The organism is Arthrobacter sp. 179 (assembly GCF_052379645.1).
Lineage (GTDB): Bacteria > Actinomycetota > Actinomycetes > Actinomycetales > Micrococcaceae > Arthrobacter_H.
Genome location: NZ_JBQSYU010000009.1, coordinates 36,692 through 50,235, shown reverse-complemented (window position 1 = coordinate 50,235; position 13,544 = coordinate 36,692). Strand labels below are relative to the sequence as shown.

Genomic DNA, 13,544 nt, shown 5'->3' with positions numbered 1-13,544 from the left:
CCGATGCCCTCCGCGCTGCCCCTCCTCCTGCAGGCCCCGCACTATCTTCCCGACCGGGACGAAGCCACCGGTGAGCTGACGCGGGAACTGGCCCGGCAGGAGTATGCCCAGGCGATGCCCAACCCCATCGTGGTCTTCCTGAAACAGGTCTGGGCCGATTTCGTCCAGTGGGTGGATTCCTTGAATGCGCTGGCCCCGAACCTGGGCTGGCTCGTGGTCCTGCTGGCCCTGGCCATCCTCATCACCCTGGTCGTCCTCTTCGCGCGCCCCCGGTTGCAGCGCCGGGCCCGCACGGCGCAGGAGGCCGGGGCCGAGGTGGACCTGGATGCCACCCTCGGCGCCGAGGACTACCGTCGACGGGCCGACCGCGCCTTCCTGGCGGCCGACTATGCCACCGCCGTCCTGGAGCGGTTCAGGGCCTTGCTGGCCCGGGCCGAGGAACGCACCCTGCTGGAGCCCCGGCCTGGACGGACCGCCACCGAAGTCTCCACCGCGCTCGGGCAGGCCTTCGCCGGCGAATCCCCGGCACTGCGGGAGGCGGCCAGGCTCTTCAACGCGGTGCATTACGGTCATCACGAGCCCAGCGCCGAGGACGCCCGCAACCTGACCACGCTGGAGGACCGCCTCTCCACGGCCACCCCCTCAGCCGCCCGGGCGGACCCGGCAGTGGTGGTGCCCAGATGAGTCGGATCAAGGATGGCGATCGCCTGCTGGCGGCCCCGCGTCCGGCCTCGGCCCGTTCGGTCTGGGCCGGCCGCTGGCGGGCCTGGCGGCTGTGGATCATCATCGCCGTGGTGGCCGTGCTCGCCGCCGTCTACTACGCCCTGGCCAACGGCCCCCACGACACCCGGGTCCTGAGCCCGCAGAACCCCGGCCCCGAGGGCGGGAAGGCGGTGGCACGGGTCCTGGCGGACCACGACATCTCCGTGGAACAACCCGACGGACTCGACGCCGCCCTGGCTGCCCTGCGGGCCGACGGCGGGACCACGCTGCTGCTCCACGACCAGGGCGGCTACCTGAACCAGGACCAACTCACCGAACTGGACGAGGCCGCCGGCCGGACCGTACTGGTGGAGCCGGGCTTCGATGAGCTCCGGGTCTTCGCCCCCTCCACCCGCCCGGCCGGCGTCGTCCCCGAGGAGGCCGACTCCCCGGTGGCTGCCGACTGCCCGGTTCCCGCCGTCGCCGAAACGCGTGAGGCCGCCGCCGGCGGGAAGAAGTACCGCGCCGCGAGGGGATGCTTCAACTACGGGGCCCGGGACCACGAGGCCTACGGCTACGTCGTGGAGGGGACGACGACGGTGCTGGGCAACCCGGCCTACCTCGACAACGGCCATGTCCTGGACTTCGACCATGCCCCGTTGGCCTTGCGCACCCTGGGGGCCGAACCAACGCTCGTCTGGTACCAGCCCACCGTGGCGGACCACGAGTTCACCGGCCCCGCGGCGAACCCCTTCGAACTGCTCCCGGATTGGGTTTCCCCGGCCTCCGGCTGGCTGCTGCTCCTGGGGGTCATCGCGATCCTCTGGCGGGCCCGCCGGGACGGCCCGTTGGTGAGCGAACCGCTTCCCGTCGTCGTCCCCGCCTCGGAGACCGCCGAGGGCCGGGCCCGCCTGTACCGGGACGCCCAGGCCATCGACGCGGCCGTCGCCGCCCTGCGGTCGGCGTCATTGGACCGCCTCGCCGTCCGCCTCCGGCTCGGGCACGGCAGCCGGGCCGATGACATCGTAGCCACTGCGGCCAAGGAGTCGGGCCTGCCCGGTTCCCGCCTGCGCCGCCTCTATTTCCCCGAAAAGATCACCGGCGAGGCCGGACTGGTCGAATGGGCCCAGGAATTGCATACCGTCGAAAAGGAGATCGGGATCCCGTGAGCGAACAAGTCAAAGAGGCCGATACGGTCCGCCAGGCGCTATTGGACGTGCGCCATGAGGTGTCCAAGGCCGTCGTCGGGCAGGATGCCACGGTCACCGGGCTCCTCATCGCCCTGCTGGCCCAGGGACACGTGCTGCTCGAGGGCGTGCCCGGGGTCGCGAAGACGCTGATGGTGCGCACCCTGTCGGCGGCGTTGGACCTGGATACCAAGCGGGTCCAGTTCACCCCCGACCTGATGCCCGGCGACGTGACCGGTTCGTTGGTCTACGACGCGAACACCGCCGATTTCAGTTTCCGTGAGGGCCCGGTGTTCACCAACATCATGCTGGCGGACGAAATCAACCGGACCCCGCCCAAGACGCAGGCCTCGCTCCTGGAGGCCATGGAGGAACGTCAGGTCAGCGTGGACGGGATCAGCCGGCTGCTGCCCGAACCCTTCATCGTGGCCGCGACGCAGAACCCCGTGGAATACGAAGGCACCTACCCGCTGCCCGAAGCCCAGCTGGACCGGTTCCTGCTCAAACTGACCATGGAGCTTCCCGAACGCGAGGACGAGATCGAGATCATCCGCCGCCACGGCGCAGGGTTCGATCCCCGCGACCTGGCAGCGGCGGGGGTCCGGGCGGTGGCCAGCGCCGATGACCTGGCGGCAGCCCGCCGGGCGGTGGCCGCGGTGACGGTGTCACCGGAGGTCATCGGCTACATCGTCGACATCGCGCGGGCGACCCGCAATGCCCCCAGCTTCCAGCTGGGCGTCTCCCCCCGCGGGGCGACCGCCTTGCTGAACACCTCCCGGGCCTGGGCGTGGCTCTCCGGCCGCGACTTCGTGGCCCCCGACGACGTCAAGGTCCTCACCCTGCCGTGCCTGCGCCACCGGGTATCCCTGCGGCCCGAGGCACAGATGGATGGGGTCGGGGCCGACGACGTCCTGCAGTCCATCCTGGCCACCGTGCCGGTCCCCCGCTAGGGCCCGGCATGGCCCTGTACCGCCGTTTCGTCTGGCTGGCCCTGCTCGGGCTCGTGCCGGTCGTCCTCTGGCCCGGCGTGCCCACGATCCTCATCGCCCTGGGCGTGCTGTCCGCCCTGGCGGGACTCGATGTCGCCCTGGCCGCCTCCCCCCGGGTGGTGGTCATCGAACGGGCCATCCCGCGCAGTGTGCGCCTGGGGGAACCGGCCACGGCCCAGCTGTATCTGCATAATCCAGGAACCCGCAGGTTGCGGGGTTCCGTCCGGGACGGCTGGCAGCCCTCGACGGGAGCCCGGAACACCCGTTTTCCCATTGACCTGCCCGCCGGCGAGCGCCGGGTCTTCGCGATCAACCTGCAACCGGTCCGGCGCGGGGACCTATCGGTGCACCACACCACCGTGAGGTCCTCGGGTCCAATGGGTCTGGCGGCCCGTCAACTCACCCATGCCAGCGCAGGCACCCTGCGGGTGCTTCCCCCCTTCCACGCCAAACGCCATCTGCCCTCCAAGCTCCAGCGTCTGCGCGAATTGGACGGCCGGGCCGCGATCCAGGTCAGGGGCGCGGGCACCGAATTCGATTCACTTCGAGACTACGTCCGCGGTGACGACGTGCGCTCCATCGACTGGCGGGCCACCGCCCGCCGACAGAACGTCGTCGTGCGGACCTGGCGGCCCGAACGCGACCGTCGGGTGGTCATCGTCCTGGATACCTCCCGCACCTCGGCGGCCCGGGTGGCCGACGAACCCCGGCTCGATACCGGGATCGAAGCCTCCCTGCTGTTGGCGGTGCTGGCCGAACGCGGCGGGGACCGGGTCGATTTCCTGGCTTACGACCGCAGGCCACGGGCCCGGGTCGAATCGGCGTCCAAGGCCGTCATGCTCACCCAGCTGGTCGAAGCGATGGCCCCGTTGGAGCCCGAACTCATCGAGGCGGACTTCTCCGGCCTCCCGGCACAGGTGCGGGCCATCTCCACGCACCGTTCCCTGCTGGTGCTGCTCACCGCCCTGGACTCCGGCGCCGTGGAAGAGGGGCTGCTGCCCATCCTGCCGGCGCTCACCTCCCAGCATGTGGTGGTCATCGCCGCGGTGCGGGACCCGGAGCTGGACGAACGGGCCGCCGATGTCTCCGATGCCGCGGCCGTGTACCGGGCGGCTGCCGCGGCCAGGACGTTGCAGCAGCGGGAGGCGTTGAAGACCCAACTGCGGGCCGTCGGCGCCGAGATCGTCGACGCCGCCCCGTTGGAGCTGCCTCCGCTACTGGCCGACACCTACATCCGGTTGAAGGCCACCGGGCGGCTCTAGGACACCCTGGAGTCCCCGTCCCCGTCCCCCGGGTCAGTGGGAGCCGAGGAAGGCCAGGACCCTGGCCAGCATCGTGTCCGTCGCCCCGGCGTCGTATTCGGCGGTGGAGGAGTCCGCGAACAGGTGGCCCGACCCCGGGTAGAGGAACAACTCGGCGGCCGGCGCCTCGGCGACCAGGGCGCGGGCGGCGTCGGCATCTCCTTCGTCCATGAAATAGGGATCCTCTTCCGCGGCGTGGATCTGCACGGGGACCCCGGCCGGCCAGGAGGGCGAGAATTCGGTGACCGGGACGCAGGAGGAGAAGAACAGGGCGCCGGCGGCCCCGGGACGGGTCTGCGCCAGCTTCTGGGCCGGCATCACGCCCAGGGAGAATCCTGCGTAGACCAGTTCCGGGCCCAGATCCTCCACGGCCCGGGTGCCGCGGCCCACCAGCTCCCCGAAACCGATCTTCGAGGCGTGGGCCACCCCCTCGTCCAGGGTCTCGAAGCAGTGCGCATCGAACAGGTCGGGAGTGTGCACCGTATGTCCTCCGGCCCTCAGGAGCTCGGCGAACCCCTCGATCCCGGGGGTCAGGCCCAGTGCGTGGTGGAATAGGACGACGTCGGCCATGGTGGTGCCTCTCCAGTGGTGCGTGCTCTGTCGGCGGGCCCGTGGACCCGATCCCAGAATGGTGGACTGGATGACCAATGACAAGGCCTCCGGCCCCCTGGCGGACCGGCGCCCGGACCTTGACTACACTTCCACGGCCCGGCGCGCCCGGTGGCAGGACCTCCCCGAGGAGGTCAGGGAGCTGTTGACGCGTTGGGTCGGCGGACGCCTCGACGCCGTGGACCCCGCCGGGGGTGGCTTCACCCACGGGTTCGCCGCTGTCCTTCGCGGGCCCCGTCCGCTCTTCGTCAAGGCCATCCCGGCGGATGATCCACACATCGCCCCCGCGTATGCCCGGGAGGTCGAAGTGCTGGGGGTCCTGCCCTCCGGCGCCCCGGTCCCGTCACTGCTGGAGCACGACATCCTCGCCGGGTGGCTGGTCTTCGCCACCACGGCACTGGACGGGTGGATGCCCGGCACCCCATGGACCCTGGCCGATGCCCGGGCCATCCACAACAGTTGCCTGCTCACCAACCAGGTCCTGGGCGACGCCTCCGCAAGCCTGCCCGCCACCGGACGCCTCGAACTCCAATGGGACACCCACCTCGCGGACCTCGACGGCGGACGGATGGTCCTGGAGTCCGGCCGGCGCCCCGACCATCTGCCCCCGTGGTTCATCGGTTCGGCGGGGGACGAATTGGCCGGGGACATCCTGCGGGCGGCCTCCCGCATCGACACCGCCCTGTCCGGGCCCGTGCCGCTGAACAACGACTTGCGGGCCGACAACGTGGTCATCTCCCGGGCCGCGTCCGGTGGATTCCCGGCCGGTACCGCCTGGATCTGCGATTGGAACTACCTGGCCACCGGTCCCGGCTGGGCCGATTGGGCGGTGCTCTGGCCTTCCCTGCTCGACGGCGGCCTCTCCCTCGAGGAGGTCTCCTCCTGGGAATTGACGGCCGGGGCCGCTGACGCGGATCTGGACACCTGGTTCTCCGCCCTGTTCATCTACTATGCGGAAGCCGGCAGCCGGGAACCACTGTCCACCAGCCCCGCCCTGCGCAGCCACCAGCAGCTCTGTGCCCTCCAACTGCTGGATCTGCTGGCCCTGCGCTTCGGAGCCCGCCGGGCGGTCTAGGGCAACTGGTACTTGAACCCGATATGCGAGCCCACGAACCCCAGCCGCGTGTAGAACCGGTGGGCCTCGACCCGGGAGGCATCCGAGGTCAACTGGACCAGGGAGGCTCCCAGGGCCGGGGCGGCGATCCCGGTGACCCAGCGCAGCATCGCAGATCCGAGACCGGCGGACCGGTGCCCGGTTCCGACGCGCACCGCTTCCACGAGCAGCCGGGTGCTGCCCCGGCGGCTCAACCCCGGGGTCCGGGTCAGCTGCAGCATCGCGATGGCGGTGCCGTCGGGGTCCTCGACGAGCAGCAGGTCGTTCCCCTGATCGTCCACCAGGTCCTGCAGCGCGAGCCGATAGGGTTCCGGATCGCTTCCGGGGCCATCACCGCGGGAGGCGCTGATCGAATCATCGGCCAGCAACCGCATCAGCCCCGGCAGATCCCCCTCCTGCGCCCGGCGCAGGGTCAACGGGCCGCCGCGCACCGTGAGTGTGGCGGGCAGGGGCAGGTCCTTCAGCATCGGGTCTCCAGGCCTTCCTCCACGGGGGGTGTCTCAGCCGCCCAGCCGGACCTGGTCCAGGGCGTCCGCCGTCCGGGTGAGCCGGCGCAGCACGCGGCGGGTGGTCTCTGGGGTCGTTGCTTCCAGTCCGGGGGCCGGCATGAGGGTCAGGGCCCCGAGCAGGGCATCGGGTAGTCCCATCCTGCGGAAGTGCCGGTGGACCGTCTCCACGGCGGCGGAGACACCGGGGAGTTCCTGACCCGGGTCCAGGGTTTCGAGCCAGAGCCGTCCGCCCTGGTCCAGGAGTTCGGCGCAGCGTTCCCAGGCGGCGATATCGGCCCGCCCGTGAAGGCAGATGGTGTCGAACCCCACGGCCAGGGCCTCGGTGATCAGTTCGGGCCAGGAGGGGCCTCCCCCGGAGAATCCGGTCCCCGGGGCCAGGATCACGGTTTCCGCCCCGGCCTGGTGGAGTGCCTCGACCAGGACCTTCCAGTGCCTGCCTGCTTCCTGCCGGTCCACGGCCCGCAGGCTGCGGTATCCGCTGGCGGTGGGGACCGCACCGCCCAGGACCGCGGCGGCGCCGGGTTCCTCCACGACCACGGTCAGCGCGGACGCCCCGGTGACCCGACGGACGTCCTGCAGATGCCTCGCGGCCCCCTCGGCCAGGGAATCGGCCAGATCCCGGCGGGCCCCGGCATCGGAGAGGATCTTCTCCCCCTGGTGCAACGAGATCCCTGCCGCCAGGGACAGCGGCCCCCTCAGCTGGAGCTTCAGGGCCCCGGGGTCGGTTCCGGCGGCCCCGACGACGTCGGCCATCACCCCCAGGTCGGTGCCCAAGGCGGAAACGGCGCGGCGGTGATCCAGCCCGGGGCGGTCGGTCAGACGCCAACCGTGGGGTCGGACCTCGACATAGAGTTCGGTGAGCAGGGCGGCCGTACGGCCCACGGCATCGGAGCCGACGCCCCGATCGGGCAGCTGGACCAGATGCGGCAGATGGGGCTCGCCCAGCTCACCGCAGATGATGCGGGTCGATTCGAGCGGGTCGGTGCCGGGCAACGGCCCCTGACCGGTGACGCGGACGCTGCTCAGCGGTCCTCGCCTCCCTCGGGGGCGCGGGAGGCCGAAATGGCCTGATGATGGCGGATGACCTCGTCGATCACGAAGTTCAGGAACTTCTCGGCGAAGGCCGGGTCCAGATGTGCCTCGCCGGCCAGCCGGCGCAGTCGGGCGATCTGGGCGACTTCGCGGTTCGGATCCGCCGGGGGCAGCTGGTGTTCGGCCTTGAGATGGCCGACCTTCTGCGTGGCCTTGAACCGCTCGGCCAGCAGATAGATCAGGGTGGCGTCGATATTGTCGATGCTGCCGCGCACCGACAACAGTTCCTGCATGATTTCGGGGTCCACGCTCCCGGACAGGGAGGAGGCGGTGGGGTCGTAGTCCTCGCCCGGGGCGGGCTGGGCGTGCGGCTCGTTGCTCATGGGTCCCATCCTAGTTGGGAGTGGCCCGGGGCCCGACGGTGTTACGTGGTGCGTGCCCGCTTGACCGGCAGTTTCCACAGCAGCAGGACCGCCAGGACCAGTGGAAGGATCCACCCGGTCCAACCCAGCGGCGCCACGACGAGCAGGTCCAGATCCGAGGTGGCCGCGAACACCACATACAACCCCGCCGCGGCGTTGAAGGACCCGTGGGCCAGGGCGGCCGGCCAGACGCTCCCGGAGGCCATCCGCAACCAGGCGAATACGGCGCCGAAGCTGATCGTCATCCCGGTCATCGCCAGCAGGCTCAATCCTCCGGGGACCCCCGGGTAGTTGTACCCCAACAGGATCAGCGGGGCGTGCCATAGTCCCCAGATGATCCCCGAGATGAGGACGGTGGCAGTTTTTCCCCAGGGTTCCAGCCGGGGCACCAGCCACCCCCGCCAGCCGATCTCCTCGGCCAGCGCCGGAACCATGTTGATGATCGACCCGACCAGGATGCTCACTAGTTGCGTGCCCAGCAGTACTGCGGTGGGCATGGACATGATCTCCCGGGCGGCCTGAGGGGCCTGCTGGGCCATGAGGCCACGGAGTACCGGCAGGTGGGTGACATCGGCCGGATAGAGTCCCAGGAGGGCTCCCAGGAGCAGCCCACCGACCACCAGGAGCATCGGTAGCAGCCAGCCGGCGGCCAGGAAGGCGAGGAAGGGGCCCACGGGCTTCAGCGGCCAGAGGCCCAGGCTGCGGGCGATCCCCGGCCCTCCGGGACGCTGCGCCTTCGGTTCGGCGAAGCGGGTGACCAGCAGGGCCGCCGCCGTCGGGGTGAGCATCATGACCAGCGCATAGACCGTGAACAACGGATCGCCCAGGCCCTGGCCGCCGAGCCACAGCGGCAGTGCCACCAGCCAGGCCAGCACGTAGGCGATCACGATATAGAGGACGATCGGTTTCAGGCGGACGGATCGCATGCGCGAGCACCTCGGGGGTCGGGGAGGAAAGGTCCATTCCAGCGTAGTCCCGCGACGGGACGGCCGGGGCGGATGGCCTACAGTGGAGGGGCCATGATGAGTAGACGAGACGCCGCGATTGCCCTGGACATCCCCCTCGAGATGGCCACCCGACACGGGATCCCCAGCCGGCTGGAGGAATCCGAACTCGCCGAGCTGCAGGCCGATCCCCCACCATGGCTGGTCCAGTCGATGCAGAACCGGCAGGGCAAACGACCGGTCTGGGTCCATCTGACCTGCACGGTCTGCGGCCGCTCCGAGGCCGCCCGGCCGAAGAAGTGGTGGCCGGACTTCGATTTCGTCTTCTGCGATACCCATTCCCCCCGCGAGCTACCGGCGGTTCCGGCCGGACGGGTGCGCTGTGAGTACGAGCAGGTCGCCGGACCGCTGACCGGTGTCGTCGACGAGGCCGCCCACTAGGATCCGGCCTCCACCTGCCGGTCTCCTAGGAGGAAACGCTGGCCGGATCCCAGGACAGGCTCCGGGCGGTGTCGATGGTGGCCTGCCCCAGCACCCGGGTGCCCTGGTAGATCACCATCGTCTGTCCCGGGGAGACCCCCTGGAGCGGATCGTCGACGTCGACCACGAGTTCGCGGTTGGTCCCACCGTCTTCCGCGGCGACCTCTTCCAGCCAGCCCACCGCCTCCACCGGATCGGCGTGGGCGCGGACCTGGACCATGCAGTCGAACCGTTCGCCGGCCATCGCTTCCTTCAGCGGCAAGCCGGCCCAGCTGACCTTGATGCCCCGCAACCGATCGACCGAGAGCAGTTCCTTGGGTCCGACCACGACCTGGTTGTCCTTGGGCCGGATCTCCAACACGAAGCGTGGTTTGCCGTCGGAGGCGGGACGGCCGATCTTCAGCCCCTTGCGCTGCCCGACGGTGAAGGCGTTGGCGCCGGGGTGGCTACCCACGGAGTTGCCTTCGTGGTCCAGGATCTCCCCTTCGCTCAGTTCGATGCGCTCCTCGAGCCAGCCTCGGGTGTCCCCATCGGGAATGAAGCAGATGTCGTGGCTGTCCGGCTTCTTCGCGACCGACAAACCACGGCTTTCGGCTTCGGCCCGCACCTCGGCCTTGGACGGGGTTTCGGCCAAGGGGAACAGCGAATGGCCCAGCTGCTCGTGGGTCAGCACCCCGAGCACATAGGACTGGTCCTTCGCCCAATCGGCGGCACGGTGCAGTTCCGGGTTCCCCTCGGCATCGGTGATGACCTTGGCGTAGTGGCCGGTGCATACGGCGTCGAAGCCGAGGGCGAGCGCCTTTTCAAGCAGGGCCGCGAACTTGATGCGCTCATTGCAGCGCATGCAGGGGTTCGGGGTGCGTCCTGCGGCGTATTCGGCGATGAAGTCATCGACGACGTCTTCCTTGAAACGCTCGGAAAAGTCCCAGACGTAGTACGGGATGCCCAGTTTGTCGCAGGCCCGCCAGGCGTCGTTGGAATCCTCCACCGTGCAGCAGCCCCGGCTCCCGGTGCGCAGGGTCCCCGGCATCCGCGAAAGCGCCAAATGCACCCCGACGACGTCGTGCCCGGCATCCACGGCGCGCGCTGCCGCCACCGCGGAGTCGACCCCGCCGCTCATTGCTGCCAATACCTTCATACTCTTAATCCTGTTCCTGCTGTTTGGATGCTGCTTTTCCTGGCGGCCATACCTGCCTGTTTCGCCCGTTGGTGGGCTTCGGGCAAGGCCTCCACCAGGGCCTGGACGTCGGCTTCGGTGGTGGTGTGCCCGATCGTGAACCGCTGGGCCCCGCGGGCCGCCTCCTCGGTGCGTCCCATGGCCAACAACACGTGGCTGGGTCGTGGCACCCCTGCCGTGCAGGCGGACCCGGTGGAGGATTGCACCCCGAGCATGTCCAGCACGAAGAGCAAGGAGTCCCCCTCGCAGCCTGGAAAGGTGAAGTGGGCGTTGCCCGGCAGCCGTTCCCCCGAGGCTCCATCGGCGGCCGGCCCGCAGAGTTCGGCATCGGGAACCGCATGGCGGACGCCGGCGATCAGCCGATCGCGCAGCCCGGCCAGACGCTCGGATTCGGCGGCCAGGCCGGCCACTGCCTCACCGGCGGCCGCGGCGAAGGAGGCAGCGGCTGCGGTGTTCAGGGTTCCCGAGCGGAGGGCCCGTTCGTGGCCACCACCGTGCTGGACGGCGGTCAGGACGATGTCCCGGCGCACCAGCAGGGCCCCGATGCCGACGGGCCCGCCGATCTTATGGGCGCTGATGGCCATCGTGGCCAGGCCCGACGCACGGAAGTCGACCTCGAGGGCGGTGAACGCCTGGACCGCGTCGGAATGCAGGGGGATGGAGTGGGCCGCCGCCAGCGTGGCCGCCTCGGCGACCGGTTGGACGGTACCGACCTCGTTATTGGCCCACATCAGGGTCACCAACGCGATCGATACGGGATCCCTGGCGATTTCGGCGGCGAGCTGGTCCAGGAGGATGCGTCCGGTGGAGTCCACGTCGATCCAGCTGATTTCGGCCCCTTCATGGGCGGCCAGCCATTCGACGGCATCCAGCACGGCATGGTGTTCCACGGTGCTGCACAGGATCCGGCGGCGGGCCGGGTCGGCGCCATTGCGCGCCCAGTAGAGGCCCTTGATCGCCAGGTTGTCCGATTCGGTCCCGCCGGAGGTGAAGATGACCTCGGAGGAGTGCGCCCCGGCGGCCGCGGCCAACTTCTCGCGGGCTTCCTCCACGACGGTATGGGCACGACGACCTGCACCGTGCAGGGACGACGGGTTCCCTGTACGGCTCAATTCCTGGGTCAGCACGGCGAGCGCGGACGCCGACATGGGCGTGGTCGCCGCGTGATCGAAATACACGGGCTGGGTGGCGGACACGTCACGATTCTACCGCCGGAGCCGCCGATGTCAGTACCCGTCGAGCTCCGGAACGGGGTTGATCCGGTCACCATCGGCCCCCAGATCGGTGTCCAGGGTGATGGCGCGGGCTTCGAGACGCCGGTCCCGGCAGAGCTCATCGATCAGCTCGGCCCCTCCCCCGATGATGGTCGAGTCCTCGAACAGTTCGGTGGAGAACATCCAGGAACGGTCGGCGCCCCAGGCCAGGTCCGGTGCTTGGCGTTCGGAAAAACCGGTCCCCGCCTTCCAGAGCGGCGAGGCCAGATCCTCCAGGCTGCCGGAGAAGAGGTAGTAGGAACGGTAGCCTTCGGGGCCGATCTCGAGCTTCGGGCCCTCGAGTACCCGGGCGGAGAAGGCGGGTCGTTTGAGTTCTTCCCGCAGCAGGGCCTCGCGTTGGGCCGTGGCGGGGTCGGCGGCTGCTTCGTCGGCTGCCAGGACCTCGACGGCGTCGCCTCCCCGGATGAAGGCATACCCGTCCCACAACCCCAGATACACCTCGGGCCCCGCATGCCGGGAGATGATCTCCGCCACGGCGGCCAGATCGGTGGCCGGCAGGCCGTCACCGGCGGGCGCTTCACCATCCCAGGCGTCCTCGGTCCATGCCATCCCGGTGTCGTCGATGCCCGAGACGGCGGAGAACTGGGCCCCGGCATGCAGCACGGTCCCGCGTTCGAGGGCGATATCCGCCCAGCGCACGGGGTTTCCGTCCTCGTCGGAGGCCGGATGGAAGATGCGGGCATAGGCGTCGAACCCCGCGGGGATCTGCGCGGCCGCCGTGGTGGCCGGCGGTCGGGTCGCCAGGACCCTTTCGAGTGTTTGGGCGATCCACTGTCCGGGCCCTGCCCCGGCGAACGTCATGGCCATGCCTCCACCCTACAAGCCGCCGGGCTGGTAGAACTGAAGGGACCCGTCCCGAGGAGCCAGACCCCCCGTGAGCATGTATCTCCCCCCACTCGTTCATCCGATCCACGACTTCGCGCATCGCCGCATCGATTTTTCGCAGCAGGTCGCGGTGATGGCGATCATCAACCGCACCCCCGACAGCTTCTACGACGGCGGGGCGACCTTTGCCCTGGACGCCGCGCTCGATGCCTCGCTGGCTGCCGTCCAGGCCGGCGCCGCGTGGCTGGACATCGGCGGGGTGCCGTTCGCACCGGGTCCTGAACTCCGGTGGCAGGAGGAAGCCGACCGGGTGGTCCCGGTGATCCGCTCCATCCGCGAGCAGACCGATGCCATCATCTCCGCCGACACCTTCCAGCCGCAGGTCGCCGAGGCGGCCATTGCCGCCGGCGCCGACGTCATCAACGACACCACCGGGATCTCCAACCCGGATCTGGCCCGGGTGGTGGCCGATGCCGGGGTGCATCTGGTGATCACGCATTCGCTGGCCAAACCCCGCACCGTCTACCCGCGCCCCGATTATGCGGATGTGGTCCAGGACGTCGCCGGCTTCCTGCAACGCAAGGTCGAACTGGCCCGGAGCCTGGGGATCGACGAGGGCAAGCTCATCATCGATCCCGGACACGACCTGAATAAGAACACCCGGCACACCCTGGAGGTGACCCGGAGGCTGGATGAGATCGCCGCACTGGGTCTTCCGGTGCTGGCCGCGGTGTCCAATAAGGACTTCATCGGCGAGACGTTGGACCAACCCAAATCCGAACGGCTCAGCGGGTCGTTGTCCGCCGCGGTGATCTGCCTGATGAACGGGGCCCGGATCCTGCGCATGCACAACATCCCCGAAGCCGTCTCGGCCGCACGGCTCTTCGAGTCCACGGCCGGATGGCGTGAACCCGCCTATTTGCGGCACAACATGTCCGACGTCAACGAGCCGGCCCGGCTGCCGGGACGATAGATTGGT

Annotated in this window: 15 protein-coding genes; 7 read left to right on the top strand and 8 right to left on the bottom strand. The window is 69.8% G+C overall.

The features are described from left to right. Window positions 1-3 precede the first annotated feature (3 nt). Genes ACT3UE_RS07665 through ACT3UE_RS07650 form a run of 4 tightly spaced genes read left to right on the top strand, consistent with a single transcriptional unit; the run spans window position 4 to window position 4,140 of the window. Window positions 4-684, top strand: coding sequence for a DUF4129 domain-containing protein (locus ACT3UE_RS07665; RefSeq protein ID WP_444561487.1), 681 nt, complete (start codon window positions 4-6; stop codon window positions 682-684). After that, window positions 681-1,871, top strand: a complete 1,191-nt coding sequence (locus ACT3UE_RS07660) for a DUF4350 domain-containing protein (RefSeq protein WP_444561486.1) — start codon at window positions 681-683, stop codon at window positions 1,869-1,871. Before ACT3UE_RS07665 ends, ACT3UE_RS07660 begins: the two co-directional genes overlap by 4 nt. Beyond that, on the top strand, window positions 1,823-2,839 hold the full coding sequence (locus tag ACT3UE_RS07655) for an AAA family ATPase (RefSeq protein ID WP_444554374.1): 1,017 nt from the start codon (window positions 1,823-1,825) through the stop codon (window positions 2,837-2,839). Before ACT3UE_RS07660 ends, ACT3UE_RS07655 begins: the two co-directional genes overlap by 49 nt. An 8-nt stretch (window positions 2,840-2,847) precedes the next feature. Beyond that, on the top strand, window positions 2,848-4,140 hold the full coding sequence (locus ACT3UE_RS07650; protein ID WP_444554373.1) for a DUF58 domain-containing protein: 1,293 nt from the start codon (window positions 2,848-2,850) through the stop codon (window positions 4,138-4,140). Between the two features lie 33 nt (window positions 4,141-4,173). Here ACT3UE_RS07650 and ACT3UE_RS07645 read toward each other — a convergent pair whose 3' ends face one another. Then, the gene (locus tag ACT3UE_RS07645; RefSeq protein ID WP_444554372.1) at window positions 4,174-4,749 is read right to left on the bottom strand and encodes a dienelactone hydrolase family protein; all 576 of its coding nucleotides are present in this window, start codon (window positions 4,747-4,749) and stop codon (window positions 4,174-4,176) included. Between the two features lie 70 nt (window positions 4,750-4,819). Between ACT3UE_RS07645 and ACT3UE_RS07640 the strand changes: the two genes are divergently transcribed. Continuing rightward, on the top strand, window positions 4,820-5,863 hold the full coding sequence (locus tag ACT3UE_RS07640) for a hypothetical protein (protein ID WP_444561485.1): 1,044 nt from the start codon (window positions 4,820-4,822) through the stop codon (window positions 5,861-5,863). Here the strand turns inward: ACT3UE_RS07640 and ACT3UE_RS07635 are convergent. The 4 genes from ACT3UE_RS07635 to ACT3UE_RS07620 are packed head-to-tail and all read right to left on the bottom strand — an operon-like array spanning window position 5,860 to window position 8,791. Then, window positions 5,860-6,369, bottom strand: coding sequence for a GNAT family N-acetyltransferase (locus ACT3UE_RS07635; protein WP_444561484.1), 510 nt, complete (start codon window positions 6,367-6,369; stop codon window positions 5,860-5,862). The two genes, ACT3UE_RS07640 and ACT3UE_RS07635, sit on opposite strands and share 4 nt — an antisense overlap. 33 nt (window positions 6,370-6,402) lie before the next feature. Beyond that, window positions 6,403-7,404, bottom strand: a complete 1,002-nt coding sequence (locus tag ACT3UE_RS07630) for a hypothetical protein (protein WP_444566499.1) — start codon at window positions 7,402-7,404, stop codon at window positions 6,403-6,405. 29 nt (window positions 7,405-7,433) lie between these two features. Continuing rightward, window positions 7,434-7,826, bottom strand: coding sequence for a chorismate mutase (locus ACT3UE_RS07625; protein WP_444554368.1), 393 nt, complete (start codon window positions 7,824-7,826; stop codon window positions 7,434-7,436). A 41-nt stretch (window positions 7,827-7,867) separates the two neighbouring features. Then, window positions 7,868-8,791: a lysostaphin resistance A-like protein gene (locus ACT3UE_RS07620; protein ID WP_444561482.1), complete on the bottom strand. Its 924-nt coding sequence runs from the start codon at window positions 8,789-8,791 to the stop codon at window positions 7,868-7,870. Between the two features lie 93 nt (window positions 8,792-8,884). Between ACT3UE_RS07620 and ACT3UE_RS07615 the strand changes: the two genes are divergently transcribed. Further along, window positions 8,885-9,250: a hypothetical protein gene (locus tag ACT3UE_RS07615; RefSeq protein WP_444561481.1), complete on the top strand. Its 366-nt coding sequence runs from the start codon at window positions 8,885-8,887 to the stop codon at window positions 9,248-9,250. Window positions 9,251-9,275: 25 nt separating this feature from the next. On the opposite strand, the gene mnmA is transcribed toward ACT3UE_RS07615, so the two are convergent. From mnmA to ACT3UE_RS07600, 3 genes are read right to left on the bottom strand one after another with little or no spacing between them, the layout of a single operon-like run. Then, a complete protein-coding gene (gene mnmA / locus ACT3UE_RS07610; RefSeq protein ID WP_444561480.1) occupies window positions 9,276-10,427 on the bottom strand; it encodes a tRNA 2-thiouridine(34) synthase MnmA in 1,152 nt (383 codons plus the stop codon). Then, the gene (locus tag ACT3UE_RS07605) at window positions 10,424-11,662 is read right to left on the bottom strand and encodes a cysteine desulfurase family protein (protein WP_444561479.1); all 1,239 of its coding nucleotides are present in this window, start codon (window positions 11,660-11,662) and stop codon (window positions 10,424-10,426) included. The genes mnmA and ACT3UE_RS07605 overlap by 4 nt, the downstream gene beginning before the upstream one ends. Before the next feature lie 30 nt (window positions 11,663-11,692). Next, window positions 11,693-12,547, bottom strand: a complete 855-nt coding sequence (locus tag ACT3UE_RS07600; RefSeq protein WP_444561478.1) for a hypothetical protein — start codon at window positions 12,545-12,547, stop codon at window positions 11,693-11,695. 73 nt (window positions 12,548-12,620) lie between these two features. Between ACT3UE_RS07600 and folP the strand changes: the two genes are divergently transcribed. Beyond that, window positions 12,621-13,538, top strand: a complete 918-nt coding sequence (folP, locus tag ACT3UE_RS07595; protein WP_444554426.1) for a dihydropteroate synthase — start codon at window positions 12,621-12,623, stop codon at window positions 13,536-13,538. The last annotated feature ends 6 nt before the right edge of the window (window positions 13,539-13,544 follow it).

Bases quoted from the DNA above. Each gene is read 5' to 3' on its own strand.
- ACT3UE_RS07600 (WP_444561478.1), bottom strand. From the start codon at position 12,547: ATGGCCATGACGTTCGCCGGGGCAGGGCCCGGACAGTGGATCGCCCAA.
- ACT3UE_RS07665 (WP_444561487.1), top strand. From the start codon at position 4: ATGCCCTCCGCGCTGCCCCTCCTCCTGCAGGCCCCGCACTATCTTCCC.
- folP (WP_444554426.1), top strand. From the start codon at position 12,621: ATGTATCTCCCCCCACTCGTTCATCCGATCCACGACTTCGCGCATCGC.
- ACT3UE_RS07650 (WP_444554373.1), top strand. From the start codon at position 2,848: ATGGCCCTGTACCGCCGTTTCGTCTGGCTGGCCCTGCTCGGGCTCGTG.
- mnmA (WP_444561480.1), bottom strand. From the start codon at position 10,427: ATGAAGGTATTGGCAGCAATGAGCGGCGGGGTCGACTCCGCGGTGGCG.
- ACT3UE_RS07655 (WP_444554374.1), top strand. From the start codon at position 1,823: ATGGGCCCAGGAATTGCATACCGTCGAAAAGGAGATCGGGATCCCGTG.
- ACT3UE_RS07635 (WP_444561484.1), bottom strand. From the start codon at position 6,369: ATGCTGAAGGACCTGCCCCTGCCCGCCACACTCACGGTGCGCGGCGGC.
- ACT3UE_RS07620 (WP_444561482.1), bottom strand. From the start codon at position 8,791: ATGCGATCCGTCCGCCTGAAACCGATCGTCCTCTATATCGTGATCGCC.
- ACT3UE_RS07640 (WP_444561485.1), top strand. From the start codon at position 4,820: ATGACCAATGACAAGGCCTCCGGCCCCCTGGCGGACCGGCGCCCGGAC.
- ACT3UE_RS07625 (WP_444554368.1), bottom strand. From the start codon at position 7,826: ATGAGCAACGAGCCGCACGCCCAGCCCGCCCCGGGCGAGGACTACGAC.
- ACT3UE_RS07615 (WP_444561481.1), top strand. From the start codon at position 8,885: ATGATGAGTAGACGAGACGCCGCGATTGCCCTGGACATCCCCCTCGAG.
- ACT3UE_RS07645 (WP_444554372.1), bottom strand. From the start codon at position 4,749: ATGGCCGACGTCGTCCTATTCCACCACGCACTGGGCCTGACCCCCGGG.
- ACT3UE_RS07660 (WP_444561486.1), top strand. From the start codon at position 681: ATGAGTCGGATCAAGGATGGCGATCGCCTGCTGGCGGCCCCGCGTCCG.